Source organism: Vibrio sp. Vb1018, from assembly GCF_033338775.1.
Taxonomy (GTDB): Bacteria; Pseudomonadota; Gammaproteobacteria; order Enterobacterales; family Vibrionaceae; genus Vibrio; species Vibrio alginolyticus.
This window is the reverse complement of sequence record NZ_JAWOTI010000013.1, coordinates 113,099-139,215: the sequence shown is the minus strand read 5'-3', so window position 1 is coordinate 139,215 and position 26,117 is coordinate 113,099. Positions and strand designations below refer to the sequence as shown.

Sequence of the window (26,117 nt, the reverse complement as noted above, 5' to 3'; positions counted from 1 at the left end):
GAGTTCTTTTAGTTGTTGATTTCATAACACTCTCCAATTTTGGGGTGGAAAGTGTCAACCTTATTTAGGACGACACACCTAATACGAAAAAAGTCCGCAAGCTAATGCGGACTTTTTATTGGAAAGCGTTTAGCAATCTAGCGACAGTGCTAGTCAATCAATCCGTATTCTTTGCTCAGAACTTCGATGATTTCCGCTTTCGGATTATCACTCAAATGAATCGGCTTGCCTGTAATCTTCTCGGCAATACCAATGTAAGTGCTCGAAATCGCCATCAAAGATTCGACGGGTAAAGCATTATCACGAGCGAGTGCTTCGCGCTCTGGCATACGTTCTTTGTTTAGCAAGATATCTGGGTCAGGGAAGTGGTTAAGTAGGAACTGGCGGAAACCTTCTTTTGAGTTCTCTACGATGTGACCTGCTTGGTACTCTTTAGCATCCCATATACGAGACGAGTCTGGTGTACCCACTTCATCCATGTAAATCAGCTTTTCATTGCCAGCAGCATCATGAACATAACCAAATTCGAATTTGGTATCGACAAAGATTTGGTCGATTTCTTCTAATGCTTGGCTGATAACGTTAAAGCCTTCTTTCAGCAATTTTTCGTAGAGTGCGATATCGTCAGCGCTTGAGAAGTTAAATGCTTCGTAGTTGTCTACGATGTTTTGACGAGTAATATTTACGTCATCCGCTTCTGGCACACCGGGAATGCCTTTTAGAATGCCTTTTGTGGATGGGGTCATTAGCAATTCTGGAAGTGCTTTGTCTTTTTCTAACCCTTCAGGAAGTTGGATTCCACAAAACTCTCGCTCGCCATTTGCGTAAGCGCGCCACATCGAACCCGTGATGTATTTGCGGCAGATGGCTTCGATTTTTACCGGTTTGGCTTTTTGTACAATCCAAACAAAAGGGTGAGGAATGTCTAGAATATGGCTATCTGCTAAGCCATTTTCTTTGAACAGTTTGAACCAGTGATTAGAAATCGCATTAAGCGCCGCCCCTTTACCCGGGACACCATTAAGACCACCTTCAGCATGCCAAATACAATCGAATGCAGAGATTCGGTCGCTAATCACCATGATAGCCAAAGGCGCATCTGGAGCGACATTGTATCCTTTTTCTTTGATCAGTCGGGCGCTGTCTTCTTCAGTTAACCAGTAAACTGAACGAACTTTTCCACTATGAACGGGTTCATGGGTGCGAATTGGCAGGTCGTCATTGACGGCAAGTACTTGATTAGCAAGGCTCATTGCGACATTCCTATCATCTTAATCAAACGTCAGAAAGAGAAGATATTCAGCAAAATGTGGGCGCTGAATAAATCGAATGTGGGCATCATACCAGAACTATTTTAACTCGCCAGAGAAAAAGCAAACGTTTGCCTGTTTTCTTTAATACAAAAAAATGCCCCCTTAAAAAGGAGGCGAGATGCAGGATAGATAACGTCGAACTTATTAGTGGTACTTATTAACTCTGCCTTCGACGAAAAAGACTTCACACTGATAGCGCTGCGCCACGTCGCTCAACATAGATTGATTCATAAGTGCAATTTTATTGGATGCGACAACAGCACTGGCATTACCTGATCGGATGGCTTTTATCACGATCTCGACTTCTGAAAGCTGTTGAGAGGGCTTCATTTGAATAACGTTTTTACAGCAAATATTAGAAGCAGTGAGTTGTTCAAAGTCTGGACGAGGGCAGTCTGCTGTAAACAAAATCCATTGTTTCTGCTGCGATAAAACAGCCAGCTTAGATAGAAGCTGATCCGAAACGGCCATGGGCTTAGTTGCTTGTGCCAATACGTTGTAGCGAGAGTATGTATGAGATTGACTTTGTAACTGCATCTTACTGTTCCTTTATACATGCTGTATGTGTATACAGTAGTTTGTTTTGGCGACCTGATCAACCAGTTTCTCAAAAGTTATTTGCGGTTTTTTGAAAAGGAAATAAAAGGATTTTACTTTAAGTAATTGAATTTATTTGTTTATTTTTCATTTCTGATATGTCTAACATCAATTTAAAAATGTGAGGTGAGTAGAAAGTTGGACGAGAGACATACAGGGGTTTACTACTGTATATACAGGTGTTTTTCACGGACAGTGGTTTGTATACAGTGGAAGAGGGCTGATAACCGATGCGACATGCTATGTAGGATAGGAGGGAATACGAGATAGAGATTGGAAATAGGCTTGGGCGATCAAAAAAGCGCCTTATAAAAGGCGCTTTTGAAAATCAGTTCCATTGATTCCGTCTTGCTTAGCTCGCTCGTTGCAAACGTTCGCGCATTTGCAATTCGCCTTGGTTAAATAGGCGCACGTCGATTTTCGCCATATCGTAACAAGCTTTACATGAGTAGTGGTGCTTGCCATCTAAATAATCGTGACGAGTTACAAGACTAGGTTTTTTACACCAATCACAGGTGCCTTCTTCAGTGAACATTGATTTTCTCCCCACCTAGATTAATTTGAGTCGTTAGGTGTTATTTTGCGCCGGGCATTATGGCATAAAAGCGCGACTTAAGTTAAATGTCTGTTAATTTCTTTGAGAGGGAGATCGATTGCGGTGCTTGATTATATGGGAATAAAAGCATGGCAGCCAAAGTATCCTGACCTATTTTTACTGTTTTGTAACATTTTGTGAGACGAGCTTAAAGGCATGATTGAGTCGCTTCATTTCTTCTTCACTGCCCCTTGTGTCAGGATGATAAAGCTTTGATAATTGTCTATAGCGTAGCTTGATTGCCTGTAAATCAGGGATGGTTTGTGGTGTGTAGCCAAACATAGCACACGCGACGCTTAGCTTATGGTTTTCTGCCTGAGTTTTGGATTTCTTAAATTCTCTGAATACTTTCTCTAACTGACGCTTCAGTTGCTTGTTCGTAAACTCTAGCTCTTTTATTTTTTCCGCCATTCGTTGATTTTGGCTTTCCTCTTTGGCTTCACGCGCTTTTCTATTCTGCTTAAGTTTTTTGATCGCGAGGAAACTTAAGCCGCTGATGATGAGGATCGCCGCTAGCCAAATCAGCCATAGAAACTGCGAGTGTTTTACTTTGGGGGTTGCAACTGTGCTTTTCTCTTCTTGTGTTTGCTCTGCTTTTTTATCGAGCGACTTTATTTGCGAGACTTGTTTAGCTCGTAGTTGGTTGAAGCGCAGCTCTAACAGTTGATTATAAGCTTGTTCTGCTGCTGGATTATGCTGAGAAGCCATTTGATACAAGGCTTCAGTCAATTGAGAAGTTGTGACCTTACCTGGATTGCGCTGAATAAAATCGGCGAGAAGAAAGCCACGATCGGTTGGGTCATTGAGTGCGATAGAGGTTAGCCAATATAACGCTTGTGTTTCATTTTTTTCGCCATTTATCCCTTTAGCAAAGTCGTTCGCGAGCTGTTTTTGTGCAGGGAGGTAACCTTGGTTGGCGGATTGCTCTAGCCAGTAGCGCGTTTCTGGTGAGGCTTCAGCTTCGTTTGATGCCAATAATTGTTGTGCGTACTCGTATTGTTCGATGGGGTCATTTGGAGCTTGAGAGGCAAGTGAGTAGCCAGAAAAGCTGAGGCTAAATAAGCAGAGTAGGGCAGACGTTTTGACAGACATTAATATGTCAGGCCTAACGATAATGGTTAGGCCTGCTCCGGTAATTTTTTATTATTACCGTTATGGTGCAACCAAATTACTTCAGTGGCAAGATCTGGATTTCAACACGACGGTTGCACGCACGACCTTCAGAAGTTTGGTTTGAGCAAATTGGGTTACGTTCGCCGTAGCCGCGTGCAATTGCACGACCAGGTGCAACGTTTTGAGATACTAGGAATTGACGTACGGACTCTGCACGGCGCTCTGACAACGTTTGGTTGTATGACTCACTACCTGTGCTATCCGTGTAACCGTCAATAACGAGACTGGTATCTGGGTACTCAACTAGGATGCGAGCAACACCGCGTAGAGTATTATGGATACTAGCATCAAGCTGGTAAGAGCTTGAAGAGAAGCCGATACCGTTTTCCATACGCAGTAAAAGCTGATTTTCACCAACACGCTGAACTTGTACGCCAGAGTTTAGCAAAGCGCGACGTAATTCCGCTTCTTGTTGGTCAAAGTAGTAACCAACGCCAGCGCCAGTCGCTCCGCCTGCGGCTGCACCAATGAGTGCATGCTGACGACGTTCTTTAGCATCATCACCCGTTGCTAGGCCGATTGCTGCGCCAGCGATCGCACCAATAAGCGCGCCTTGCGTGGTGGAGTTAGTTTCGTATTCACCCGTTGTTGCATTTTGGCGTTGAGTGGCTTGACAGCCAGTAAGAGCTAGCACTAGAGCTAGTGCAATAGGCATCTTTTTCAAGGGAAAATCTCCGTATAAAACTGAGGCGAAACCATGCCTCATAATGGGATGCGAATTATGAATAAACAAGCATTGATATTTGTTATGAGAAAGTAAGATTGATAAGAGTTTCTGTAAGAAAATTCCTATCAATACTGCCAAAGCTCTCAAAGTAAGCCCCATCGACATCGAAGTCATTGCTGCTTATGTGAATCCTTTACTATTCTGGCTATTTCGATGAATCGCCCAACATTTTGCGTGCTTGTTCGCCGCCCACTCCACGGTTAACTGAAACCTTTCTACCTTTCTTTAAGCCCACTTCGTAGTCTTCAGTTAGGTTTTTCATCGCTTCTTTCAATTGCTTCTTGAACGTTTCGCGGTCAATGTTTTGGAATTCTTTATCAATATAGTCATTAATTTTATTGGCCGACTCTTCATCTGGAGAAATAATTGGCAATTTTTCAATCGCGCCTTCCACCCAGCCAGATACAAATGAGTTCACACGGCGAGTCACTTCCTGAGAAGAGGTGCCGGTGCCAGCAAAGCTGTTTCGGAATTGTCCGGTACTTTCGTTCATCTCGCGATAAACAATATCGAAAGCAAATGCAGCAAAAATAGCGCGATCTGCTTCACCGATAAATTCGACACGTTTGAGCCCTTTGTGATTCAACAATACTGCTTCGACACCGAATTTTGTGTTAATGCCGCGAATCACTCGCAATATGGTAGAACTGATGTTCGCTGGTAGCAGATGAGAAGATTGTGTTTTTCCCATTCTGATGAACTCAATATCGTCTTTATCGAGACCATATTTAAGCATGAGGCGATGTGCCATTTTGATAGCATTGGCAGCCTCATTAACATTAGCGGAATTGCCCAGTTCTAAGCACTTGGCGATTTTTTTCAGAGCTTTTTGTTTATCCATCGACAACCAGTAACGAAAGCAGAAAATTTATGAAGTCAGACATATTACCTTTTTTGACATAAAAACGAAATACAAGGTGGGACTGAAGATAATTTCTGCACATAAAAAGAAGCCTCGCATTAAGCGAGGCTGGCGTTTTAGTTCGTCGTAATCAGTATGAAGTCGTACTTGTGTCTAAGAAGCCATTCTTCATTAAGATTCGTTAGAATTACAACCCGAGCTGATTGAGCAAGTCATCGGCATCATCGTTTGATCCCGACGATTTAGATTCTTTCTCAGCCAACTGTTTACGTGTTGCCTCTAAAATGTCGTCTGGGTTTTCGTCTTCAGCAACTTCAAACTCTTCCAGTTGGATGAACTCAGTTTTATCCATTGCTAGTTCGAGATAGAAAATATTGTTGTTTTCGGTGGAGAACGTCACTCTGCGCGCTTGAGGGCGGTCAAGGTTGGTATCAACTTGTAAGATAACTTGCTTATTCAGCGCCAGCATTTTTGGTTGGTTTTGTGTGATGTTCGTTTGCAGGTCTTTACGAATTTTATTAGTGAAGTCTCCGACCAGTTGATTCATGAGTTCACCCAGAACATCGCCTACCTCGTCAGAAGTATGAGATATTGCCAGTTCTTCTTCTGGCATGCCCATATTACGCATGTAGTTGGTGTAGATCTCCAGTGCGGCTTTTGCCGTAAAATTAATCACAACTAGCCCGGTAAATCCGCCATCAAACAGAACAAAACAGCCAAAATCTGGTTTGAGGCTAGTCTTGTGGATTTTTTGCACCATTGCTGAATAATTTACTTGAGAAGATGTCGCCGAAGTAAGTACGCCAGAAACAGACTGGCAAAGTTTGAGAAGGATATCTTCAGTGGTCACAATTTTATTTTTTTTCATTCTGAAAACTCATCTAGAAACGCGATTCGTTCCCCAATGTAGGCATCAAGCGTGAAAAAATAAAGCATAAGTTTAATTATTGTATCGAGATTCTGATTTGCTCGTCTTTTTAAATGTTGTAAAGTGACGAAATTCAAAGAATATTACTTCACTAACTCTTTTGTGGTGTTTTTTCGCTTAGCGCCAATTTGTATGAGAAGTGAGCAAATAATTACACAACCCGCAGCTGATCGGATCAGCGTCGTAGGGGCAGGAAGCAAATGTTACCAAGATTACACTCGCAAACTGATGTCGATCCTCTTGTTCTTAGTTTTCTGAAAGAGCTTGAGCACGCCGGATTCACTGGTGATATCGAAAGCCAATATTCAAGCCGACTAGCGGTTGCCACTGACAACAGTGTTTACCAGCAACTTCCTCAGTCTGTCGTTCATCCCAAAACGACAGAAGATGTTTCTCTCCTCGGGAAACTGAGCAATAAAGAAAAGTACGAACGAATTACCTTTTCACCTCGTGGTGGCGGCACAGGGACCAATGGTCAGTCGCTAACCAAAGGTATTGTGGTGGATATGTCTCGCCACATGAACAAAGTGCTTGAGATTAATGAGAAAGAAGGCTGGGTTCGTGTACAAACTGGTGTAGTGAAAGACCAGTTAAATGACGCTGTTCGCCCTTATGGCTACTTCTTCTCTCCAGACTTATCTACCAGTAACCGTGCAACGATTGGCGGCATGGTCAACACCGATGCTTCTGGTCAAGGTTCTCTGAAATACGGAAAAACATCCGATCATGTTTTGTCGCTACAAGCGGTGTTTGCTGATGGTTCAATTTTAGAGTCGGACTTGTCCCATGGTTACCCAAAAGAAGGCGAGTTTGCTGCCAAGGCGCTACGTGTAACGGAATCCGTATGTCGTGAAAAACGCCAGCAGATCGTAGATAAGTTTCCTCCTCTTAACCGATTTTTAACGGGCTACGATTTAAAAAATGCCTTGAATGAAGACGGTGACCGTTTCGATATCACACGAGTACTTTGCGGCGCGGAAGGTTCATTGGCATTTATTACCGAAGCAAAGCTGAACCTGACGCCAATTCCGAAAGCGCGTACGTTGGTTAACGTTAAATACAACAGCTTTGATTCTGCACTGCGTAATGCACCGTTTATGGTAGAGGCGAAAGCGCTGTCTGTAGAAACCGTTGACTCAAAAGTGCTTAATCTCGCGAAGCAAGATATCGTTTGGCACACCGTGAGCGATTTACTTACCGATGTTCCAAATAAAGAGATGCTTGGCATCAATATGGTGGAATACGCAGGTCAGGACGAAGAGGAAGTTGCTGCTCAGGTTGCAGCGTTGACCGCCAAGCTCGATACCATGTTGGAAACAGAAGAAGCGGGCATTATCGGCTACCAAGTTTGTAACGATGTAGCGAGCATTGGGCGTATTTACAACATGCGTAAAAAAGCGGTGGGTTTGTTAGGCGCAGCAAAAGGTCGTGCTAAACCGGTCGCATTCGCTGAAGATACCTGTGTGCCACCAGAAAACCTGGCGGACTTCATTGTAGAGTTTCGAGAACTGTTAGACAGCAAGTCTCTGAATTACGGCATGTTTGGTCACGTCGATGCTGGGGTGCTTCACGTACGTCCTGCGTTGGATTTGTGTGACCCGCACCAAGAAGCATTGATGCACGAAGTTTCTGATGAAGTGGTCAAGCTGGTGGCGAAATACGGCGGTTTGATGTGGGGTGAACACGGCAAAGGTTTCCGTTCAGAATATGGCCCTGAGTTTTTCGGCGACGAGTTGTTTACTGAACTGAGACGTGTGAAAGCGGCATTCGATCCACACAACAAAATGAACCCGGGCAAAATCTGTACACCGCTGGATAGTGATGCAGAGCTTGTCAAAGTTACCGATACCAAACGTGGTTACTATGACCGTCAGATTGACGTTCAAGTACGTGACAGCTTTAAACAAGCGATGGAATGTAACGGTAACGGTTTGTGTTTTAACTACGATACCAGCTCGCCAATGTGTCCATCGATGAAAGTAACAGCCGATCGTCGTCATTCACCGAAAGGTCGTGCGGGTTTGGTTCGCGAGTGGTTGCGTCAGCTTACTGAGCAAGGCATTGATATTCTTGACTTAGAAAAGCAAACACTAGAAAACAAAACATCAATCAAAACCATGATTGACCGCGTACGTCATTCTATCAATCGTCGTCACGAGTATGACTTCTCTCACGAAGTGTATGAAGCGATGAATGGTTGTTTGGCGTGTAAAGCGTGTGCGAGTCAGTGTCCGATTAAAGTCGATGTTCCGAGCTTTCGCTCACGTTTTTTAAACATCTATCACTCTCGTTATCAACGTCCTGCAAAAGACTATCTGGTTGCGAACATTGAGACTATGCTGCCGATGATGGCAAAAGCGCCAGGTGTCGTAAATGGTGTTTTGAAGCAGTCGTGGGTGAAAAGTTTAACGGCATCTACGGTCGGGTATGTCGATGCGCCGTTGTTATCAGTACCCACCTTGAAACAACGAGTAGAGTCGCTGACAACGCCTTATGATCTGCAAGCGCTCAGTGGTTTGTCTTCGTCTGAAAAGAGCAAGCATGTTTTAATTGTTCAAGACCCATTCACTAGCTACTACGACGCTGATGTCGTTGAAGACTTCGTTAAGTTATTGAAAAAGCTGGGTATGCATCCGGTACTTCTGCCGTTTAAGCCGAATGGTAAAGCACAACACATTAAAGGGTTTTTACGTCAGTTTAAGGACACAGCAGCCGACACTGCGAAGTTCTTGGCGATGGTAGCGGATTTGGATATCCCATTAGTTGGCGTCGATCCTGCTTTGGTGCTGTGTTATCGAGATGAATACGCTGAAGTGCTTGGCAGTAAGCGAGGTAATTTCGATGTACTAACAGCCCACGAATGGCTTTACCCAAGACTAGAAGCGTTTGAAAGCGGAGAGCATAAGGCGCAGGAACCTTGGTATCTGTTTGCGCACTGTACTGAAAAAACCAAAATGCCAAATGCGGAAAAAGAGTGGGGCGCTATTTTTGCTCACTTTGGTGCAGTTTTGAATACGGTACCTGTTGGTTGTTGTGGTATGGCGGGTACGTTTGGTCATGAGGTTGATAAGTTGTCGATGTCGAAAGATATTTACAATTTAAGCTGGAAGCCAAGCTTAGATAAGTTGGATAACGAGAGATGTTTGATTACAGGCTATTCTTGCCGCAGCCAAGTTAAACGCTTTGAAGGAACGAAGCCCAAGCATCCCGTTCAGGCATTGTTAACTTTGTTGTAATCGGACTAAATCAAGCCCAGTTTTACTGGGCTTTTTAGAAACCGTACTTAGACCCTTTCAAAGGATATGAATCTTGAGAAAACTTGAACTCAAAGTCCCACCTGTTGCGGTGTTTTTGTTAGTCATACTTTTGATGTACGGACTTAAAGTTTTGACGCCGAGCATGAACATTCGAGTACCCTTTGTTGAATTTGTAGTAGGTGTATTAACTTTGTTGTCTGGCTACATGGGCATTGCTGGCGTGTATGAATTTCGCAAAGTAAAAACCACAGTGAACCCAGTAAAACCTGAAGCGGCATCTTCTGTTGTAAGAACTGGTGTGTTTGCCTTTTCACGCAACCCTATGTACACGGCATTATTGCTTCTAATCATAGCAACTGGTTTGTGGTGGCAGCACTTGAGTGTGGTGCTTTGTGGCGTGATATTTGTCAGTTATATGAATCGGTTTCAAATCAAGCCTGAGGAACGCGTTTTAGAGCGATTGTTTGGTGAAGAGTATGTGGATTATAAAAACCATGTTCGTCGTTGGCTCTAAGCATTGCGTTTAGTTTTGTTTGGATGAGACATAAAAAGAAAGCCCAACGGTCGACGTTGGGCTTTCTTTTAGTAAACACGTTTTTTGTGCGCTTCTGATAGGGCAGTCGACTAGGCTGCCTTAACGAACTTTGCTAGGAATGCATCCTTACGTTCATTAAAGCGGCGTACAAGGTCGTCAACCGCTTCTTGGTCATATGGCTTCAAGCCACTTGCAACCATGCGCTTAATACCTTTACCAACGACTTCACCGTCTTCTTTGAACGCAAAGTTTAAGGTGACTACACCTCGTTTGCCTTCTACGTCGAATGTTGCGCCAGTGAAATCCACCTCTGGATGCGTAAGGTCTAAGCGTGAAAATTCGACTTCCATGCTTTCATAAATAACTAATGGACGCTGGCAGTTTATCATCATTTGCTTCTCTTCCATAAGAGGAACCATGATGTGAGGGAAGTTCATACCAGAAAATTGCACGTAATTTGTCACTACATGCTCAATAAATGCCGGATCGTGGTTAGTTTCACCTTCACGGGACATGTGTAAGTATTCTTTACCTGCCTCGTCAACAACAGCGCTTTCTTTGTCACACTTATTTTCAATATGAAGTGCTACACCATCGTTTACCATGCCAGAGAAGTTAAAACGCATCTTTTGGCTAACGCCCTCTTTACTAAGAAGCACAGCGAAAAGTAAATCTCCAGGGACACAAAAGCGTTTGTTGTCTTCATCATGAATTGGGTTGTAGTCACCTGCGACACGTTTTGCAAAGTGGCTTGCTTGTTCGCGAGTGAACTGAAACTGGTGATTAGTGTTTGAAAAATAAGGTGTTAGAAACATAATTTTTACGTAGTAACCAAAACTGTGTGGGATTATATGCGAATATCTGCGTAGCAATGGTCCATCCAGTGAAAACTTCACCGTATCCTAACAATAAGACACTATTTCGGCGGATAAACCGTTAAAAACGCATACTTTAGCAACGCTTTTATTTGTGAAAACAATAAACAACGACCTTTTCGCTCGCCTATCTTTTAAAGTATAGCCATCAAAGTAGACTGGCGTTCATAAATAGTGCCATCAACATGTTTAATCGTATGTAAAAAGGCTCCACGCTGAACGTAGAGCCTTCAAGTCATTATCTGTTTATTCGATGAAATGCCAGTTATGCTTGGTTATTGAACACTTGGTAACAAGCTCTCTGGCATGAGCGTGTTGTGGATAGCCAGCTTAAGCAGAGTATTTGCCTGTTCAATGTCTGGAGCAAAGTAGCGATCTTTATCGTAGAACGATACTTTTTCACGCAACATTTGTTTCGCAATCTCAATACGCTCAGAGGACTTGTTTGGCGCTCTAAAGTCTAGGCCTTGTGCTGCTGAGAGGTATTCGACAGCCAGAATACCGCGAGTGTTTTCGCCCATTTCTTTCAATCTGCGAGCCGCGAATGTTGCCATTGACACGTGATCTTCTTGGTTTGCAGATGTTGGCAAGCTGTCTACTGACGCTGGGTGAGCGAGTGTTTTGTTTTCACTTGCTAACGCAGCGGAGGTAACCTGAGCAATCATGAAACCAGAGTTCACACCACCATTGTCGACTAAGAACGGTGGCAGTTTTGATAGCGCGCTATCGATAAGTAATGCCATACGACGTTCAGACAAGCTGCCGATCTCGGCAATCGCAAGTGCTAGGTTGTCGGCTGCCATTGCAACAGGCTCCGCGTGGAAGTTACCGCCAGAGATGATGTCACCATCTTCAGCAAACACCAACGGATTATCTGATACGGAATTCGCCTCTACTTGTAATACTTCCGCCGCATTGCGGATTTGCTGTAAACACGCGCCCATCACTTGAGGCTGACAGCGCAAAGAATACGGGTCTTGCACTTTTTCACAGTTAGTGTGCGAATCACCTATTTCACTCGATGTGTCTAACAAATGACGGTATGCGAGTGCTGCGTCCATCTGGCTGCGATGACCACGTACACGGTGAATGCGCGGATCGAATGGACGTCGGCTGCCGAGAGCGGCTTCAACAGACATTGCACCACAAACGGTTGCTGACGCGAAAAGGTCTTCCGCGATAAACAGGCCTTCCAATGCGAACGCTGTGGATGCCTGAGTCCCATTTAGTAGCGCTAAGCCTTCTTTTGGCGCCAGAGTGATAGGCTCTAGACCTGCGATTTTTAATGCTTCTTGCCCGGAAATGATTTTACCGTTGTGGCGAGCTTGTCCTTCTCCCAGTAATACAGTGCTCATATGGGCTAGAGGAGCTAAGTCACCTGATGCGCCAACAGAGCCCTTTTTAGGTACACAAGGGTAAACTTGTGCGTTGACTAGGTCGGTCAGCATATTAATGACTTTTAGGCGAATCCCAGAAAAGCCACGAGACAGACTATTGATTTTTAATACCATCATCAGACGAACCGTTTCATCTGACATAAACTCACCGATACCTGCCGCATGAGAAAGAACGATACTGCGTTGCAGTGTTTCTAAATCTTCTGGTGCTATTCGTGTGTTAGCCAATAGCCCAAAACCAGTGTTAATTCCGTAAACCGTTCTATCTTCCGCGATGACTCGGTCTACGACCTGTGTGCTTTCTTCAATGGCCGGAATGGCTTCAGGATCCAAAGTAAGGTTGACTGGTGAACGGCTCACTTGGCGTAGTTCGTTTAAGCTAATATGACCTGGCTTTAGCGTTAAATTTAACATCTCTTTCATCCTTACTTGAGCTTCTTCAGTTCTTCGTTGAGCATTGGCAAATCTAGCCCTTGCTCTGCTGCACATTGTTTAGCGATATCGTATCCCGCATCAGCATGACGCATGACACCAGTTGCTGGGTCGTTATGCAACACGCGGGCAATACGTTGTGAGGCATCTTCGCTGCCGTCACAGCAGATAACCATACCTGAGTGTTGCGAGAAACCCATTCCTACGCCACCACCGTGGTGCAGTGAAACCCAAGTTGCGCCGCCCGCCGTGTTGAGTAGCGCGTTTAATAATGGCCAGTCTGATACGGCGTCAGAACCGTCCATCATACCTTCGGTTTCACGGTTCGGGCTTGCTACAGAACCAGAGTCTAAGTGGTCTCGACCAATGACAACGGGCGCCTTAAGTTCGCCATTTTTCACCATTTCGTTGAATGCTTGACCAAGACGCTCACGATCTTTAAGACCAACCCAGCAAATACGCGCAGGTAAACCTTGGAACTGGATGCGCTCGCGAGCCATATCTAGCCAGTTATGTAAGTGCGGATTATCTGGAATTAGCTCTTTTACTTTTTGGTCGGTTTTATAGATGTCCTCAGGATCGCCAGAGAGAGCAGCCCAACGGAAAGGACCGATACCTTCACAGAATAGAGGACGAATGTAGGCTGGAACGAAGCCAGGAAAATCGAATGCGTTTTCTACGCCTTCTTCCAAGGCCATCTGGCGGATGTTGTTACCGTAGTCGAGTGTTGCGGCGCCGCGATTTTGCAGCTCTAACATCGCTTGAACTTGCACAGCCATGGATTTTTTCGCTGCTTTTACGACCATTGCTTCATCTTGCAAACGCATTTCCGCTGCGTGAGACATGCTCCAGCCTTGTGGTAAATAGCCATTGAGCGGGTCGTGTGCAGACGTTTGGTCTGTTACGACATCAGGCGTGATATTACGTTCTACCAGCTCAGAGAAAACGTCTGCTGCATTACCTAGTAGACCAACCGATACTGGTATGTCTGACTCTTTAATGATAGCTAGCGCTTCATCTAAAGAAGTCGCTTTCTTATCGACATAGCCTGTACGTAGGCGGTAATCGATACGTGATTCATCACACTCTACTGCAATCATGGAGAAGCCCGCCATTGTACCAGCGAGAGGTTGAGCTCCACCCATGCCACCGAGACCACCTGTTAGAATCCAACGGCCCTTTGCTTCACCGCCAAAGTGTTTTTTTGCAACAGATACGAACGTTTCGTATGTGCCTTGTACGATACCTTGCGAGCCAATGTATATCCAGCTGCCAGCGGTCATTTGGCCGTACATCATCAAGCCTTGTTTATCGAGCTCGTTGAAGTGTTCCCAGTTTGCCCAATGAGGAACGAGGTTTGAGTTTGCGATAAGCACGCGTGGGGCGTTTTTATGGGTAGGGAAAACACCAACAGGCTTGCCTGATTGAACTAAAAGCGTTTGGTCATCTTCGAGTCTTTCAAGTACTTCAACAATCTTGTCGTAACATTCCCAGTTTCGCGCTGCTCGGCCAATGCCGCCATATACAACCAGTGAATGTGGATGTTCTGCAACATCAGGATCAAGGTTGTTCATCAGCATACGAAGAGGGGCTTCGGTTAGCCAAGATTTTGCGCGCAGTTTATCTCCGTGAGGTGCACGAATTGTTCTGCTTGTATCAAGTCGTGGATCTTGTCCCTGGCGCTGTGTCATTTCAGACTCCTTTAGTTTCTCGTGATGACCAAGTACTTGCTTGGTCGTAATAATCAGTGGCATCTGGGATGCATTATGGTTTGTGCTGTTTTTCCGCCATTGCGTTGGCGATATCCCAACACAAACGGGCAGCTAATCGTGCTGTTTGACTATCGACGTCATAATTTGGGTTGTATTCGGCGATATCAGCCAGCATTAACTTATTTTTGTAATGAAGAATTCGATCTAAAAAGGGGGCAATTGTGTCGTAACTCACTCCCCGAGCTGCTGGTGCGCTGACTCCAGGTGCGGTTGCAGCAGGGAATACATCCAGATCAATAGTCAAATAGAGGTAGTCACAGTCGTCAATAAAATGCTGAAGCTGAGTTAAGTGATAACTGTGGTTTAAGTAGCAGAGCTGATTGTCCTCTACATACCAAACATTTAACGCATCTGCTTTTTCAAATAGCGCTTTAGTGTTGCTACTACGGCTTACACCAATACAAGCGTAATGAAAGTCCCAATCGTTACGTTGACAAAAATGATGAATTTGGTTGAAGGGTGTACCAGAGCTCGGTCTTATGTCGGCGAGGTTACTCTCAAATGCGCGCAAATCGAAATGCGCATCGAAATTGATAATGCCGATTTTAGGTTTCTTCTCTGGATAGTGCTCTTTAAAATACCCCGCTAAGCCGGAAAAGGAGGCCCATGCAATCTCATGCCCACCACCCAGCACGATGACTGGCGTATGGGGCAGTGCGCTTGAAATGGTTGCTGCACATAGAGCTTGGCTCTCTTCCAGTAAGTCGTCTTCACACACCACAGTACCTAAGTCATATAGTGGGGCGTCTTGGTGCCATGCTAAATTAGCGAGTGCTCGTCGGATTAAGTCTGGCGCTTTTTTCGCGCCAATGCGTCCTTTGTTTCTCGCAACGCCAGCGTCGGTAGCAAAACCGAGTAATGAGACGCCATGCGCAACGGCACTCAACTCATCTGCTTTTTGGCGTTGAACAACGTGATGAATTCGCTGACCAAGCTTGCCGTCCTCGGCATCATGACGGCCTTGCCAATGAAATAGGGGAGAGTGTAGGTCGAATTGAGACATATTATTGGCCTCCGTGTGAAATGTATTCACCATTTACTATACGACCTACCAGACGTTTTGCTCCGACTTGATAGCTTAAATCCGCAGGGCTTTCGATATCCCATATAGAGAAGTCCGCATCAAACCCTACTTTGATTTCGCCACGTGAGTTTTGATAACCCAGAGCTTTGGCTGCATGTTGCGTTACACCACGCAGTGCTTCTTGCGGTGTAAGGCGAAATAGCGTGCACGCCATATTCAGCATGAGTGTGAGATCAGAAAATGGTGATGTACCTGGGTTGACGTCCGTAGCAATTGCCATCGGCACGTTATGCTCTCTCAACAACTCAATCGGTGGTAACTGAGTTTCTCTTAGAAAATAAAAAGCGCCAGGCAATAGAGTGGCGACGGTGTTTGATCGAGCAAGTGCTTTAACACCTTGCTCATCTAAAAACTCGATGTGATCCGCTGACAGACCGTTGTATTGCGCAGTGAGAGCTGTACCACCGAGATTAGAAAGTTGCTCAGTATGCCCTTTAACCTTTAAGCCGTGGCGTTTTGCAGCTACAAACACTTTTTCTGTTTGTTCAAGATTGAAACCAATCGATTCACAAAAAACATCGACACTCGTAGCTAATTCTTCCTTTGCGACAACAGGGATTATGTCCTGACAAATGTGCTCAATATAATCATCTGCACGACCTTGGAACTCTGGCGGAATGGCGTGAGCGGCGAGAAGTGTAGTCGTGATTTTAACTTTGCGCTCTTGTTCAAGCATTTTGGCTGCACGGAGCATTTTTACTTCATCATTCAGTGTCAATCCGTAGCCTGATTTCACTTCGACAGAAGTGACGCCGCTCGCGAGTAGCCCGTCTAAACGTGGCAACGCTAACTCAACTAACTGCGCTTCGGTTGCTGAACGCGTCGCATGCACCGTTGAAAGTATCCCACCGCCTTGTTTGGAAATTTCTTGATATGGCACGCCGCTTAAGCGCATTTCAAATTCGTTGGCACGATTGCCCGCGTAAATAAGATGAGTGTGGCAGTCGATCAAACCTGGCAGAACTAACTTGCCTTGAAGGTCGATACTCTGAGCGTAATGTTGGGCAGACAGCAGAGACTCGGTTTGCGGTTCGTCTTCACCAATTGCACAGGTGCTGATCGCAACGATTTTTCCAGATTGAATGCCAATACGAGCAGGAGACGTTGGCAGATAACCGCGCTCTCCCGACTGCATGGTGACCAGACGTGCGTTTTCAATCAGCAAATCCATGTTTGTGTCCCTGTGTTTATTTGTATCATTAAATGTATATACAAATAAATAGAGCAAAATAAGAACACTGACAAGATTGATGTTGCTAAAATGTGATCAAAACGTAGATCTAGAGGACCAATCTTGCCCTTAAATGAGCACTTTTGAGCTCAGCTTATATTTGTTACCAGGGTGATAAAGTAGGGCGGTACTGACTAACTTATCTTGGCTCCACGTTCTGCGATTCAAGAGAAGGCAAGGCTCATTGGCTTGCATTTTTAAGTCTTGCTTAATACGGCTTTCAGGCACAATTGCCTCTACAGTATGTTCTATCGCGCTGAGTGGGCAATTATCTGACAGGTATTGATTTGGAGTGATTTGTGTGAAGTCTTGATTTAAATAACTCGGGGCATATTGGCTATTCACCCAGCGGAGCTCCAATTGAATCGGCGTTTGGTCTTCATAGTGAATAATTTCACTGTAAAACACTGTCGTGCCTAGCATAACGCCGAGTTTTATCGCAATGTTGTCATCTGCTTTTATGGCAATCTGTTTGAGCACTTTACTGCCATACTTTCGCCCTCTATCGCTGACTTCTTCGGCAATGTTTCGAATGTCTAGCAGGGGAGATTCTGACTTTTCACCAGGATCACACACGAACGTGCCTAAGCGTGGGCGACGTTGTAATCGGCCCTCATTTACTAAATCCCGAATTGCTTTGTTCACTGTCATTCTACTGACACCAAATTGCTCGGTAAGCTCAATCTCGGTGGCGATGCGATGACCAACTACCCACTCTCCAGCATCAATTTTATCCAGGATAAATTGTTTAATTTGAATGTAGAGTGGTGCAGACATAATGATTTCCCTTTATTTGACTATACAAATACTGCTTAATTTAGGTACAAATTGCAAACATTTCTCGACGAATGTACCGCTTAGTGACCGAACAATCCTATTGCAGAGCTGAATGACTCTTGCTGTTGAGCATTATTTGGATTGATGATTGAATTCAAACATTTTCTTGTGGTCTATTGCTTGCACAGCAGAAAACAATTGTGTAAACAAACGATTATTAGAAGAAAAGTCGTTAAAAAAGGAAAAGTATGTTTAAAAAATTGAAAGCATCACTGGGGATCGGCTCTGCAAAAGTAGATACCATTTTGGACGAAATGAGCGTGTTTCAAGGAGCGACGCTGAAAGGGCATGTTCATGTCAAAGGCGGAGACGTCGAACAACAAATTGATGCTATTACGATTAAATTGAACACGGAAATGAAAGTCGAAGTGGATGATAGCGTAAGTTATCAAACCTTCACTATCGATCAATTGAAAGCAGTTGACCCTTTTGTGATTCAACCTAATGAAGAAAAGCAGGTTCCGTTTGAGCTAAAACTGCATGACGAAACACCAATTACTGCGGTTAGCGCACTTAAGAATCAATGTCATGTTTGGGTCGAGACGACGTTAGATATTGATTTTGCAATTGATCCGCGTGACCGTGACTATATTGAAGTGAAACCACTACCAGTAGCATCTCGGGTTATTCAAGCGATCGAGCAAGCTGGCTTCACTATGGTTAAAGCCGATGTTGAAAAAGGCTTTTTGCGCGGTGGCTCGTTTGCCTCTCGCTCTGGTATTTATCAAGAGCTAGAGTTCCGTAACAGCGGCTTTATCTCATCAAAAGAAATTGAGCTCTCTTTTATTCTGGAAGGGCAGGTCATGCATTGTTTGGCAGAGATTGACCGTTCGCTCAGCTTGGCTGGTGACCAATATCGCTCGTTTACGTTGCCGATCAATGCAACCGATGCTCAAGTCGCAGCCGCAGTTGCACCAACGCTAAATCTATAGCTCTCATCACCTTGATGAAAATATGTACCGATATCCTATTGTGAAAGCGATATCGGTACTGTTATCCATGTTTCTTGCGTTCTCTACGGCTAAAAACTCAAGCGCTGAATTTTCCATTAGATATCGATAGCCCAATACCAGTTCATTAGAGGCATCAGCAAACTCTGTGGGTCCTTCTGTTGACCCTTGATACCAATGATATTCCAACATCAGGTGATGGTTATCTTCTAAGGCATAACGGTACCCACCCGCAATGGCAATCGTATTATGTCGATAGGGCAGATCGAGCAAGGCACGGTCATCCGAGCGAAAAGTCATGCCAATCATCGAATAAAATGCATGAGCATCACTTAAGTAGCTGTAGTTTAATTGGAAGCCTTGCTCGAAACTGCTACCTTGAAAAGTGCCGTGAGCCACATCGTTAAAATACAAACTGCCGCCAATCGATAGGCCGTGATGTTCATTTTGGAACACTTGATACTGTAAGTAAGTAGATAGGTTATTGGCCAGTGTTTGTCCTTCGAAATCATCTTCAAGCACATCATATTGCGGCATTGAAATGTAAAAACGATCTCTGTCTACTTTATCCCGCCCATTTTGTCCGATACCGAAAAGTTTATGGAAGCTTTTCGTCAGTCCATCTAAATGGTTGTCAGCGGCAAAGACCCATCGATAGTTGAGCTCCAACTGCCAACGGTTGCTGACTTGCCATTTGCTGCCTAATTCGATTTGATTGTGGTAATAATCCAGTGCGTATTCATCAGTATGAGCCCAAACACTTGCCACGGTTCCTGAACCATAGGCTTCGACAAAACCATAGGGCAGACTATGTCCTGAACGCAGTATGTTGGTGTGACTAACCACTTGCATTGGGGATTGTGCGTAAGAACGCAGCGGGCCATATAAGTCATTTGATGCGAAGGCTTGCAAAGAACATATCGAGGTGCTTAGAAGCACCATAAAGCGCGATTTGAAATAGACCATGATGAATACCTACATACAAACTACTCTATAAAACAACTATATACCTAAATCGCACGTTGAGCTCTCGCCCAGCGTGTTAGGCTTTGTATCGGTTCACACGTAATAGGGGATATTGTAATTTGTTGTGTAAGTTCATTGAGGGGCAATTCCATTCATCAGCTATGCGGTCTCTTAAAAAAGCATGATCAGATTGTCGTGACGGGTCTGCGGTTAAGTTCTTATGACAAAACAAAATCGCGCTTTGCATTCTAAATGTGAGCTAGGTACAATCCCATTTTCGATAACGGTCCGGTATTCGTGTTACCGAGAGGCCTTTATTGACTCTCAACTATTTTCAACAAATAGCTTCTAATTTGAATAACATGTGTTGCTTGGTGTGCAACACCACTGTAAAGGACATAGCATGCCTATTATTACTCTTCCTGACGGCAGTCAGCGTCAATTTGACAACCCAGTTTCTACTATGGAAGTTGCGCAATCGATCGGTCCTGGTCTTGCAAAAGCAACTATCGCTGGTCGTGTAAACGGTAACCGCGTTGATGCGTGTGATCTAATTGAAGAAGACGCAAGCCTTGAAATCATCACAGTTAAAGATGAAGTAGACGGTCTAGAAATCGTTCGTCACTCTTGTGCTCACCTTCTTGGTCACGCTCTTAAGCAGCTTTACCCTCAAGCTAAAATGGCGATCGGTCCAACCATCGACAATGGCTTCTACTACGATATCGACTTAGACGAATCTCTAACGCAAGAAGATCTTGAAAAGATTGAAAAGCGTATGAAAGAGCTAGCGAAAACCAAGTACGAAGTGGTTAAGAAAAAAGTAAGCTGGCAGGAAGCGCGTGATACGTTTGAATCACGTGGCGAACCATACAAAGTGGAAATCCTAGACGAAAACGTATCTCGTGATGATCGTCCAGGCCTTTACCACCATGAAGAATACATCGACATGTGTCGTGGTCCTCACGTTCCTAACATGAGCTTCTGTCAACACTTCACTTTGCTGAATGTTGCAGGTGCTTACTGGCGTGGTAACAGCGACAACAAAATGCTTCAACGTATCTACGGTACGGCTTTCCACGACAAGAAAGCACTGAAAGCGCACCTAACTCGCCTAGAAGAAGCGGCGAAGCGTGATCACCGTAAGATTGGTAAGCAACTCGACCTATTCCACATGCAGCAAGAAGCACCGGGTATGGTGTTCTGGCATCACAATGGTTGGTCTATCTTCCGTGATCTAGAAGTATTCATCCGCGCTAAGCTAGATGAGTACGGTTACCAAGAAGTGAAAGGTCCACTTATGATGGACCGTGTTCTTTGGGAACGCTCTGGGCACTGGGACAAATACGCTGATGCAATGTTCACAACTTCTTCTGAGAACCGTGAATACGCGATTAAGCCAATGAACTGTCCAGGTCACGTACAGATCTTCAACCAAGGTCTAAAATCGTACCGCGACTTACCGCTACGTATGGCTGAGTTTGGCTCATGTCACCGTAACGAACCATCTGGTGCACTACACGGTATTATGCGTGTACGTGGCTTTACTCAGGATGACGCTCACATTTTCTGTACTGAGAGCCAAATTCAAGAAGAAGTAACAAACTGTATCAAGATGGTGTACGATACGTACCAAACATTTGGTTTCGACAACATCGTAGTGAAACTGTCTACTCGTCCAGAGAAACGTGTAGGTTCAGATGAAATCTGGGATCAATCTGAAGAAGCATTGAAGCAGTCTCTTGAATCGATGGATATTCCATACGAAATTCAAGAAGGCGAGGGTGCGTTCTACGGTCCTAAGATTGAATTCACACTATACGATTGTCTAGACCGTGCGTGGCAGTGTGGTACTGTCCAGCTAGACTTCAACCTACCAGGTCGCTTAGGTGCAACTTATGTAGGTGAAAACAATGAACGTCTTGTACCGGTAATGATTCACCGTGCGATTCTAGGTTCACTAGAGCGCTTCATCGGTATCCTTATCGAAGAATATGCTGGTTTCTTCCCAACTTGGTTGGCGCCAGAACAAGCAGTTCTTATGAACATTACTGATAAACAGTCAGGTTATGTTCAAGAAATAGTACAAAAACTACAAAAAAGTGGAATTAGAGCTAAAGCGGACTTGAGAAATGAGAAGATTGGCTTTAAAATCCGCGAACATACTTTGAAGCGTGTACCGTATATGCTTGTTGTTGGTGACCAAGAAATGGAAGCTGGCGAAATTGCAGTGCGTACTCGTAAAGGTAAAGATCTTGGTAAATTTAAAGTGGATGATTTTATTGCATACATCCAAGACGAGATCTCTAGCCGTAAGCTCAATCTGGAGGAATAAGCTATTAAAGGCGGAAGACGTGGCCAACAGCCGGTAAAACAAAACCCGCACCGTATCAACGGTGAAATTCGTGGTATTCGTGAAGTTCGACTAACAGGCGCTGATGGTGAATCAGTTGGTGTTGTATCGATTCAAGAAGCCATTGCAGCTGCTGAAGAAGCTGGTATGGATCTCGTTGAGATCAGTCCTAACGCCGAGCCACCTGTTTGTCGTGTGATGGACTATGGTAAGTTCCTCTTCGAGAAGAGCAAAACTGCTAAAGAGCAGAAGAAGAAGCAAAAGCAGGTCCAGATCAAGGAAGTAAAATTCCGTCCTGGAACTGATATTGGAGACTATCAGGTAAAACTACGCAACCTGACGCGTTTCCTTGAAGAAGGCAACAAAGTGAAAGTAACAATTCGCTTCCGTGGCCGAGAGATGGCACACCAAGACATCGGTGTTGACGTTCTAAATCGTCTTAAGGAAGATACTGCAGAAATTGCTGTAGTTGAATCTTTCCCTAAGAAGATTGAAGGTCGCCAGATGATCATGGTGCTAGCCCCTAAAAAGAAGTAATTAACGGCTCATCAAGTAATTAAAACCTAGCCGCTTTCCTTTCGATAAAGGCATAACGGCTAGGTTTTGTTCGCCCTAATTACGTTGTTTATTAAACCTACTCAATGCGGAGTTATTCATCATGCCTAAGATGAAAACCAACAAAGGTGCTGCTAAGCGTTTTAAGAAAACTGCTGGTGGTATTAAGTACAAGCACGCTACAAAACGTCACATCCTGACTAAGCGTACTACTAAGAACAAGCGTCAACTACGTCCGAATGCAATCCTTCCAAAATGTGAAGTGGCTGCAGTAATCCGTATGTTGCCATACGCTTAATTCTTTTTAGTTATCAATCGTTTAGTTTAGGAGAAGCATAATGCCTCGCGTAAAACGTGGTGTACAAGCTCGTGCACGTCATAAGAAAGTTCTAAAACAAGCTAAAGGTTACTACGGTGCGCGTTCACGTGTTTACCGCGTAGCTTTCCAAGCAGTTACTAAAGCTGGTCAATACGCTTACCGTGACCGTCGCGCTAAGAAACGTCAATTCCGTCAACTATGGATTGCACGTATCAATGCGGCATCTCGTCAAAATGGTCTATCTTACAGCCGTTTCATCAATGGTCTTAAGAAAGCATCTATCGAGATCGACCGTAAGATCCTTGCGGACATCGCAGTATTCGACAAAGCTGCATTTGCAGTTCTAGTTGAAAAAGCGAAAGCTGCTCTTTAATTAGCAGTTTAGGATTAAGAGAAGGAGAGCATTAGCTCTCCTTTTTTATTGCTAAAATTTATACCCAAATGACTTTTAGCTTGGCTATTTAGAGTATTGTTTATCAGTCTTCTCAATTTATTGGTTAGCATCTTATGTTAGTTATAAGGTAGCTTGGGTATAAATTTTTACGTTTATAAGGGATTAAAAATGATCTACACAACGACCGAAAGCATTCCTGGCAAGCAGATCTCTGAAATCAGAGGGGTTGTAACTGGTAATGTTGTTCAATCAAAGCATATTGGCCGTGACCTCATGGCGGGTATCAAGAGCATTGTTGGCGGCGAAATTCGTGGTTACACGGAAATGATGACCGACGCGCGTGATATTGCTATACAGCGCATGGTGGCGGACGCTGAATCTAAAGGTGCCGATGCAATTGTAGGGATTCGATTTACCACAAGCTCAATCGTAGATGGTTCTTCGGAAATTTTGGCATTTGGTACTGCAGTGAAACTAGCGGACTAGTCTACTTGAATAGCATTGCAAAAATGCTAATAGAGAGCGGTGAATTATTATGCATTTACCGTTCTGTTCCTTTTAGGTTAATTATTCTAGATTTTTGCAGAGCGAATAGATTTATATTCTCAACTTTACGTTACTATTAAAATTAATCACGATAATTTAGAGTGATTGCTTTACTTTTATTTTGCATATTATTTTATACTTATAATGAAATTGAATTCATATTGAATTTTTCATTTGTTGTGTGAATTCTCCTTTCAGTATATCAATTCATGTTTTTCTTATAAAAATATGAACTTATACCTTGCCAAGCGGTTCTAAATTGTTACAAATACTATACAGCTGTAACATTGCCAAAAGGAATTGTAGATGAGAGATCTGACTCCCGAATACTTGCTAGCCGCATTACGCCAAGCGATTAAAACAAAAGGGCTAACATATCGAGAGCTATCTGAGAAAATGGGTATGCCACTATCTACCTTTAAGAGACATCTTACAAGCACGAATCTCGCTTTAGATAAGTTGCTGGAATATTGTAGAGCGGTTGATTGCACGTTAGATGAACTACAAAAGCTCGCAAATCAATTGCAAGGTGAAGACGAGGATTACTTTAGTCGTACGCAGGATGAGGTATTCTTTCAATTCCCTCACCTTTACGACTTTTATCGTGAATTGAGAATGCTTCGAGGTAAAGACGGTTATTCTATTTTAAAGAAAAAGTATGACTTGTCTGAGCAGAGCATGTCTGATTACTTAAAAGCATTAGAGTTGTTGGATCTCGTTTACGTTGATGAAGATAAAAATATAACGCTGCACGGGCCTTTATATTATAGCTATGCAGAGAACTCCAAGCTCAACGACAAATATACCGAAATCATAAAAGAGCAGACGACTACCCACGATAAGTGTGTTCGCGTTGCTTTGGCGCGTATGAAAATTACTGAAGAACAGCTTTTGTTACTGGAAGATCAAGTTGCAAAGACCGTCATTGATTTTCATTCCAAAAATGTTGTAGCAGAGAACTTTAATGTCTCTGATTTTACTAATATTGTTCTACTTGCTGGGCCACATCAGCCAGTCACATTCTCTGACGGAATTATTGAGACAGAGGGGCGATTTATTGATGATATTCGTTATGCCATCGCAGCTGCAGGTGATAAGCCAAGCCTATCTATATAGATTTTGAGCCTTTTTTGAAGAGAGTTTCTGAAAGGGCGTTGCAAAAGAAAAAGCCTAAGACAGCAAATACTTTGTAAGTAGGGCATTCAGCGGTGTTTGCTCTTAATTCAGACTTAAAGTGTGTTGGGCTTATTTCGAATAATACCTGTTCAGCATCTACTTTCGTTATTTTTAACATGCTGATTTCCTTCGTTGTTCCTCCCAAAGCCTCTCTCGCTTCCTCTACAAAGAAACCATTCTCGTTGAACCAAGCATCCTGTAGCTACTTGGGTATGCATAATTGGTAGCTATTTATCTTCTAATTATAAATTCATACTTGAAATGTTTGTTTTTTGATCTATTATGACGAAGTGTCATTTATGACGGTTCGTCAACTTTAGTTGCGTTCCTGTATTAAAGAATCGTGTTACAATTATTGGGAGTGTGTTGGTATACGGATCAAAGGATTATGTTTAACTTTCGCTGTAAAAAATATAGCAAGCAAGACGGATGTCGTGTGTCTTCAGGGCTAACAAAAAAGCAACAGGCGATTGCTGATCGTGAGATAGAGCTTATTCAATTGGCTAAGTCTTTAGTTCAAGAGCAAGGCTTTGCCAACTTAACGATGGACAAGCTTACAGCGTCAAGCCCTTATTCTAAAGGGACGATCTACAATCATTTTTGCAGCAAAGAAGATGTGATTCTTGCGCTTTGTATTCATTCGCTGAAAAGCGAAGCAATATTTTTCGAACGTACCGCCAAATTTAATGGCAATACCAGAGAAAAAATCATTGCGATGCATGTAGGTTATCGTATTTACGCTCGTATGGAGCCAGTACTATCAACTTGTGCGATTGTTGCAAAGACGCCTTGGGTTTTAGAGAAGGCTTCGCCTAAACGTGTGAATGAACTGAATAACTTGGAAGAACAAGTAATAGATGGTGCTGATGCGCTGGTGAACAATGCGGTAGAATGTGGTGATCTTAAGTTTTCTCCCGCAATTGGTTCTGATGCTATTGTATTCGCCAACTGGTCTATTGCATTCGGTTCAAACGCTTTGGCGCAAAATGCATCGAACAGTCGATGTATTCAGCGAATTCAAGACCCATTCTCAGTACTGCACAACGCGAATATGTTACTTGATGGTTTAGGTTGGTCGCCTTTATCTACAGAATGGGACTACCGTAAAACCTGGCGTCGAGTGGAGCAGGAGTTATTTAGTGAAGAGCTTGCTTATTTAGAGTCAGTGAATCGCTAATAAACTGGAAAGGCCAATCTGACGTTATGGTTGGCTTTTTTATCGCACTATTGTGACGAATCGTCATTA

General features: G+C 43.7%; 25 protein-coding genes. 10 read left to right on the top strand and 15 right to left on the bottom strand.

Annotation, left to right across the window (positions count from 1 at the left end):
* Positions 1-149: 149 nt before the first annotated feature.
* From R7Z10_RS15030 to R7Z10_RS15000, 7 genes are all read right to left on the bottom strand, one after another.
* Positions 150-1,253, bottom strand: coding sequence for a phosphoribosylaminoimidazolesuccinocarboxamide synthase (locus R7Z10_RS15030; protein ID WP_318105198.1), 1,104 nt, complete (start codon positions 1,251-1,253; stop codon positions 150-152).
* A 204-nt stretch (positions 1,254-1,457) separates the two neighbouring features.
* Positions 1,458-1,850 carry a SulA-like leucine-rich domain-containing protein gene (locus R7Z10_RS15025; RefSeq protein WP_318105196.1) on the bottom strand — a complete coding sequence of 131 codons (393 nt, stop codon included), beginning with the start codon at positions 1,848-1,850 and terminating at the stop codon, positions 1,458-1,460.
* A 412-nt stretch (positions 1,851-2,262) separates the two neighbouring features.
* On the bottom strand, positions 2,263-2,445 hold the full coding sequence (locus R7Z10_RS15020; protein WP_005377960.1) for a hypothetical protein: 183 nt from the start codon (positions 2,443-2,445) through the stop codon (positions 2,263-2,265).
* A 177-nt stretch (positions 2,446-2,622) separates the two neighbouring features.
* Positions 2,623-3,597: a J domain-containing protein gene (locus R7Z10_RS15015; RefSeq protein ID WP_005388848.1), complete on the bottom strand. Its 975-nt coding sequence runs from the start codon at positions 3,595-3,597 to the stop codon at positions 2,623-2,625.
* 76 nt (positions 3,598-3,673) lie between these two features.
* Complete coding sequence (locus tag R7Z10_RS15010) at positions 3,674-4,333, bottom strand: OmpA family protein (protein ID WP_005377956.1); 660 nt, start codon at positions 4,331-4,333, stop codon at positions 3,674-3,676.
* Positions 4,334-4,550: 217 nt separating this feature from the next.
* On the bottom strand, positions 4,551-5,246 hold the full coding sequence (locus R7Z10_RS15005; protein WP_005377954.1) for a DUF2786 domain-containing protein: 696 nt from the start codon (positions 5,244-5,246) through the stop codon (positions 4,551-4,553).
* Between the two features lie 208 nt (positions 5,247-5,454).
* Positions 5,455-6,135 carry a DUF3334 family protein gene (locus tag R7Z10_RS15000; RefSeq protein ID WP_005388843.1) on the bottom strand — a complete coding sequence of 227 codons (681 nt, stop codon included), beginning with the start codon at positions 6,133-6,135 and terminating at the stop codon, positions 5,455-5,457.
* Between the two features lie 260 nt (positions 6,136-6,395).
* On the opposite strand from R7Z10_RS15000, the gene R7Z10_RS14995 reads away from it, so the two are divergent.
* Positions 6,396-9,431, top strand: coding sequence for an FAD-binding and (Fe-S)-binding domain-containing protein (locus R7Z10_RS14995; protein ID WP_318105195.1), 3,036 nt, complete (start codon positions 6,396-6,398; stop codon positions 9,429-9,431).
* Positions 9,432-9,504: 73 nt separating this feature from the next.
* Positions 9,505-9,966, top strand: coding sequence for an isoprenylcysteine carboxylmethyltransferase family protein (locus R7Z10_RS14990; protein WP_033905135.1), 462 nt, complete (start codon positions 9,505-9,507; stop codon positions 9,964-9,966).
* 110 nt (positions 9,967-10,076) lie between these two features.
* On the opposite strand, the gene R7Z10_RS14985 is transcribed toward R7Z10_RS14990, so the two are convergent.
* From R7Z10_RS14985 to hutC, 6 genes are all read right to left on the bottom strand, one after another.
* On the bottom strand, positions 10,077-10,802 hold the full coding sequence (locus R7Z10_RS14985; protein ID WP_017821813.1) for a DUF3581 domain-containing protein: 726 nt from the start codon (positions 10,800-10,802) through the stop codon (positions 10,077-10,079).
* 335 nt (positions 10,803-11,137) lie between these two features.
* A complete protein-coding gene (gene hutH / locus R7Z10_RS14980) occupies positions 11,138-12,673 on the bottom strand; it encodes a histidine ammonia-lyase (protein ID WP_017821814.1) in 1,536 nt (511 codons plus the stop codon).
* A gap of 11 nt (positions 12,674-12,684) precedes the next feature.
* Positions 12,685-14,382 (bottom strand): urocanate hydratase, encoded by a 1,698-nt coding sequence (gene hutU, locus R7Z10_RS14975; RefSeq protein ID WP_115386398.1) that lies wholly within the window; start codon positions 14,380-14,382, stop codon positions 12,685-12,687.
* Between the two features lie 73 nt (positions 14,383-14,455).
* Positions 14,456-15,466 carry a formimidoylglutamase gene (gene hutG, locus R7Z10_RS14970; RefSeq protein WP_042521966.1) on the bottom strand — a complete coding sequence of 337 codons (1,011 nt, stop codon included), beginning with the start codon at positions 15,464-15,466 and terminating at the stop codon, positions 14,456-14,458.
* Position 15,467: 1 nt separating this feature from the next.
* Positions 15,468-16,718 carry an imidazolonepropionase gene (gene hutI / locus R7Z10_RS14965; protein WP_053306946.1) on the bottom strand — a complete coding sequence of 417 codons (1,251 nt, stop codon included), beginning with the start codon at positions 16,716-16,718 and terminating at the stop codon, positions 15,468-15,470.
* A 129-nt stretch (positions 16,719-16,847) separates the two neighbouring features.
* Positions 16,848-17,555: a histidine utilization repressor gene (gene hutC, locus R7Z10_RS14960; protein WP_042521962.1), complete on the bottom strand. Its 708-nt coding sequence runs from the start codon at positions 17,553-17,555 to the stop codon at positions 16,848-16,850.
* Positions 17,556-17,803: 248 nt separating this feature from the next.
* On the opposite strand from hutC, the gene R7Z10_RS14955 reads away from it, so the two are divergent.
* Entirely contained in the window at positions 17,804-18,547 is a 744-nt protein-coding gene (locus R7Z10_RS14955; protein WP_042521960.1) for a sporulation protein, read from the top strand.
* Positions 18,548-18,553: 6 nt separating this feature from the next.
* Here the strand turns inward: R7Z10_RS14955 and R7Z10_RS14950 are convergent, their stop codons facing one another.
* On the bottom strand, positions 18,554-19,531 hold the full coding sequence (locus R7Z10_RS14950; protein WP_053303168.1) for a DUF3187 family protein: 978 nt from the start codon (positions 19,529-19,531) through the stop codon (positions 18,554-18,556).
* A gap of 403 nt (positions 19,532-19,934) precedes the next feature.
* On the opposite strand from R7Z10_RS14950, the gene thrS reads away from it, so the two are divergent.
* The 6 genes from thrS (at position 19,935) to R7Z10_RS14920 (ending at position 24,811) form a co-directional block, all read left to right on the top strand.
* A complete protein-coding gene (gene thrS / locus R7Z10_RS14945; RefSeq protein ID WP_005395892.1) occupies positions 19,935-21,863 on the top strand; it encodes a threonine--tRNA ligase in 1,929 nt (642 codons plus the stop codon).
* Positions 21,864-21,866: 3 nt separating this feature from the next.
* The gene (infC, locus tag R7Z10_RS14940; RefSeq protein WP_080276913.1) at positions 21,867-22,418 is read left to right on the top strand and encodes a translation initiation factor IF-3; all 552 of its coding nucleotides are present in this window, start codon (positions 21,867-21,869) and stop codon (positions 22,416-22,418) included.
* A gap of 121 nt (positions 22,419-22,539) precedes the next feature.
* A complete protein-coding gene (gene rpmI / locus R7Z10_RS14935; protein WP_005377932.1) occupies positions 22,540-22,734 on the top strand; it encodes a 50S ribosomal protein L35 in 195 nt (64 codons plus the stop codon).
* Between the two features lie 40 nt (positions 22,735-22,774).
* Positions 22,775-23,128, top strand: a complete 354-nt coding sequence (gene rplT / locus R7Z10_RS14930; protein ID WP_004727974.1) for a 50S ribosomal protein L20 — start codon at positions 22,775-22,777, stop codon at positions 23,126-23,128.
* A gap of 189 nt (positions 23,129-23,317) precedes the next feature.
* Positions 23,318-23,635 carry a heavy metal-binding domain-containing protein gene (locus R7Z10_RS14925; protein ID WP_005377919.1) on the top strand — a complete coding sequence of 106 codons (318 nt, stop codon included), beginning with the start codon at positions 23,318-23,320 and terminating at the stop codon, positions 23,633-23,635.
* A 366-nt stretch (positions 23,636-24,001) separates the two neighbouring features.
* Positions 24,002-24,811, top strand: coding sequence for a helix-turn-helix domain-containing protein (locus R7Z10_RS14920; RefSeq protein WP_005385480.1), 810 nt, complete (start codon positions 24,002-24,004; stop codon positions 24,809-24,811).
* Here R7Z10_RS14920 and R7Z10_RS14915 read toward each other — a convergent pair.
* The gene (locus tag R7Z10_RS14915) at positions 24,804-24,989 is read right to left on the bottom strand and encodes a hypothetical protein (RefSeq protein ID WP_031780965.1); all 186 of its coding nucleotides are present in this window, start codon (positions 24,987-24,989) and stop codon (positions 24,804-24,806) included. The genes R7Z10_RS14920 and R7Z10_RS14915 overlap by 8 nt on opposite strands.
* Positions 24,990-25,259: 270 nt before the next feature.
* Between R7Z10_RS14915 and R7Z10_RS14910 the strand changes: the two genes are divergently transcribed.
* Positions 25,260-26,048, top strand: coding sequence for a TetR/AcrR family transcriptional regulator (locus tag R7Z10_RS14910; protein WP_005377913.1), 789 nt, complete (start codon positions 25,260-25,262; stop codon positions 26,046-26,048).
* Positions 26,049-26,117: the final 69 nt, after the last annotated feature.

Coding starts and splice junctions, on each gene's coding strand:
- R7Z10_RS15030 (WP_318105198.1), bottom strand. CDS start 1,253: ATGAGCCTTGCTAATCAAGTACTTGCCGTCAATGACGACCTGCCAATT.
- R7Z10_RS15025 (WP_318105196.1), bottom strand. CDS start 1,850: ATGCAGTTACAAAGTCAATCTCATACATACTCTCGCTACAACGTATTG.
- R7Z10_RS15020 (WP_005377960.1), bottom strand. CDS start 2,445: ATGTTCACTGAAGAAGGCACCTGTGATTGGTGTAAAAAACCTAGTCTT.
- R7Z10_RS15015 (WP_005388848.1), bottom strand. CDS start 3,597: ATGTCTGTCAAAACGTCTGCCCTACTCTGCTTATTTAGCCTCAGCTTT.
- R7Z10_RS15010 (WP_005377956.1), bottom strand. CDS start 4,333: ATGCCTATTGCACTAGCTCTAGTGCTAGCTCTTACTGGCTGTCAAGCC.
- R7Z10_RS15005 (WP_005377954.1), bottom strand. CDS start 5,246: ATGGATAAACAAAAAGCTCTGAAAAAAATCGCCAAGTGCTTAGAACTG.
- R7Z10_RS15000 (WP_005388843.1), bottom strand. CDS start 6,135: ATGAAAAAAAATAAAATTGTGACCACTGAAGATATCCTTCTCAAACTT.
- R7Z10_RS14995 (WP_318105195.1), top strand. CDS start 6,396: ATGTTACCAAGATTACACTCGCAAACTGATGTCGATCCTCTTGTTCTT.
- R7Z10_RS14985 (WP_017821813.1), bottom strand. CDS start 10,802: ATGTTTCTAACACCTTATTTTTCAAACACTAATCACCAGTTTCAGTTC.
- hutH (WP_017821814.1), bottom strand. CDS start 12,673: ATGTTAAATTTAACGCTAAAGCCAGGTCATATTAGCTTAAACGAACTA.
- hutU (WP_115386398.1), bottom strand. CDS start 14,382: ATGACACAGCGCCAGGGACAAGATCCACGACTTGATACAAGCAGAACA.
- hutG (WP_042521966.1), bottom strand. CDS start 15,466: ATGTCTCAATTCGACCTACACTCTCCCCTATTTCATTGGCAAGGCCGT.
- hutI (WP_053306946.1), bottom strand. CDS start 16,718: ATGGATTTGCTGATTGAAAACGCACGTCTGGTCACCATGCAGTCGGGA.
- hutC (WP_042521962.1), bottom strand. CDS start 17,555: ATGTCTGCACCACTCTACATTCAAATTAAACAATTTATCCTGGATAAA.
- R7Z10_RS14955 (WP_042521960.1), top strand. CDS start 17,804: ATGTTTAAAAAATTGAAAGCATCACTGGGGATCGGCTCTGCAAAAGTA.
- R7Z10_RS14950 (WP_053303168.1), bottom strand. CDS start 19,531: ATGGTCTATTTCAAATCGCGCTTTATGGTGCTTCTAAGCACCTCGATA.
- thrS (WP_005395892.1), top strand. CDS start 19,935: ATGCCTATTATTACTCTTCCTGACGGCAGTCAGCGTCAATTTGACAAC.
- rpmI (WP_005377932.1), top strand. CDS start 22,540: ATGCCTAAGATGAAAACCAACAAAGGTGCTGCTAAGCGTTTTAAGAAA.
- rplT (WP_004727974.1), top strand. CDS start 22,775: ATGCCTCGCGTAAAACGTGGTGTACAAGCTCGTGCACGTCATAAGAAA.
- R7Z10_RS14925 (WP_005377919.1), top strand. CDS start 23,318: ATGATCTACACAACGACCGAAAGCATTCCTGGCAAGCAGATCTCTGAA.
- R7Z10_RS14920 (WP_005385480.1), top strand. CDS start 24,002: ATGAGAGATCTGACTCCCGAATACTTGCTAGCCGCATTACGCCAAGCG.
- R7Z10_RS14915 (WP_031780965.1), bottom strand. CDS start 24,989: ATGTTAAAAATAACGAAAGTAGATGCTGAACAGGTATTATTCGAAATA.
- R7Z10_RS14910 (WP_005377913.1), top strand. CDS start 25,260: ATGTTTAACTTTCGCTGTAAAAAATATAGCAAGCAAGACGGATGTCGT.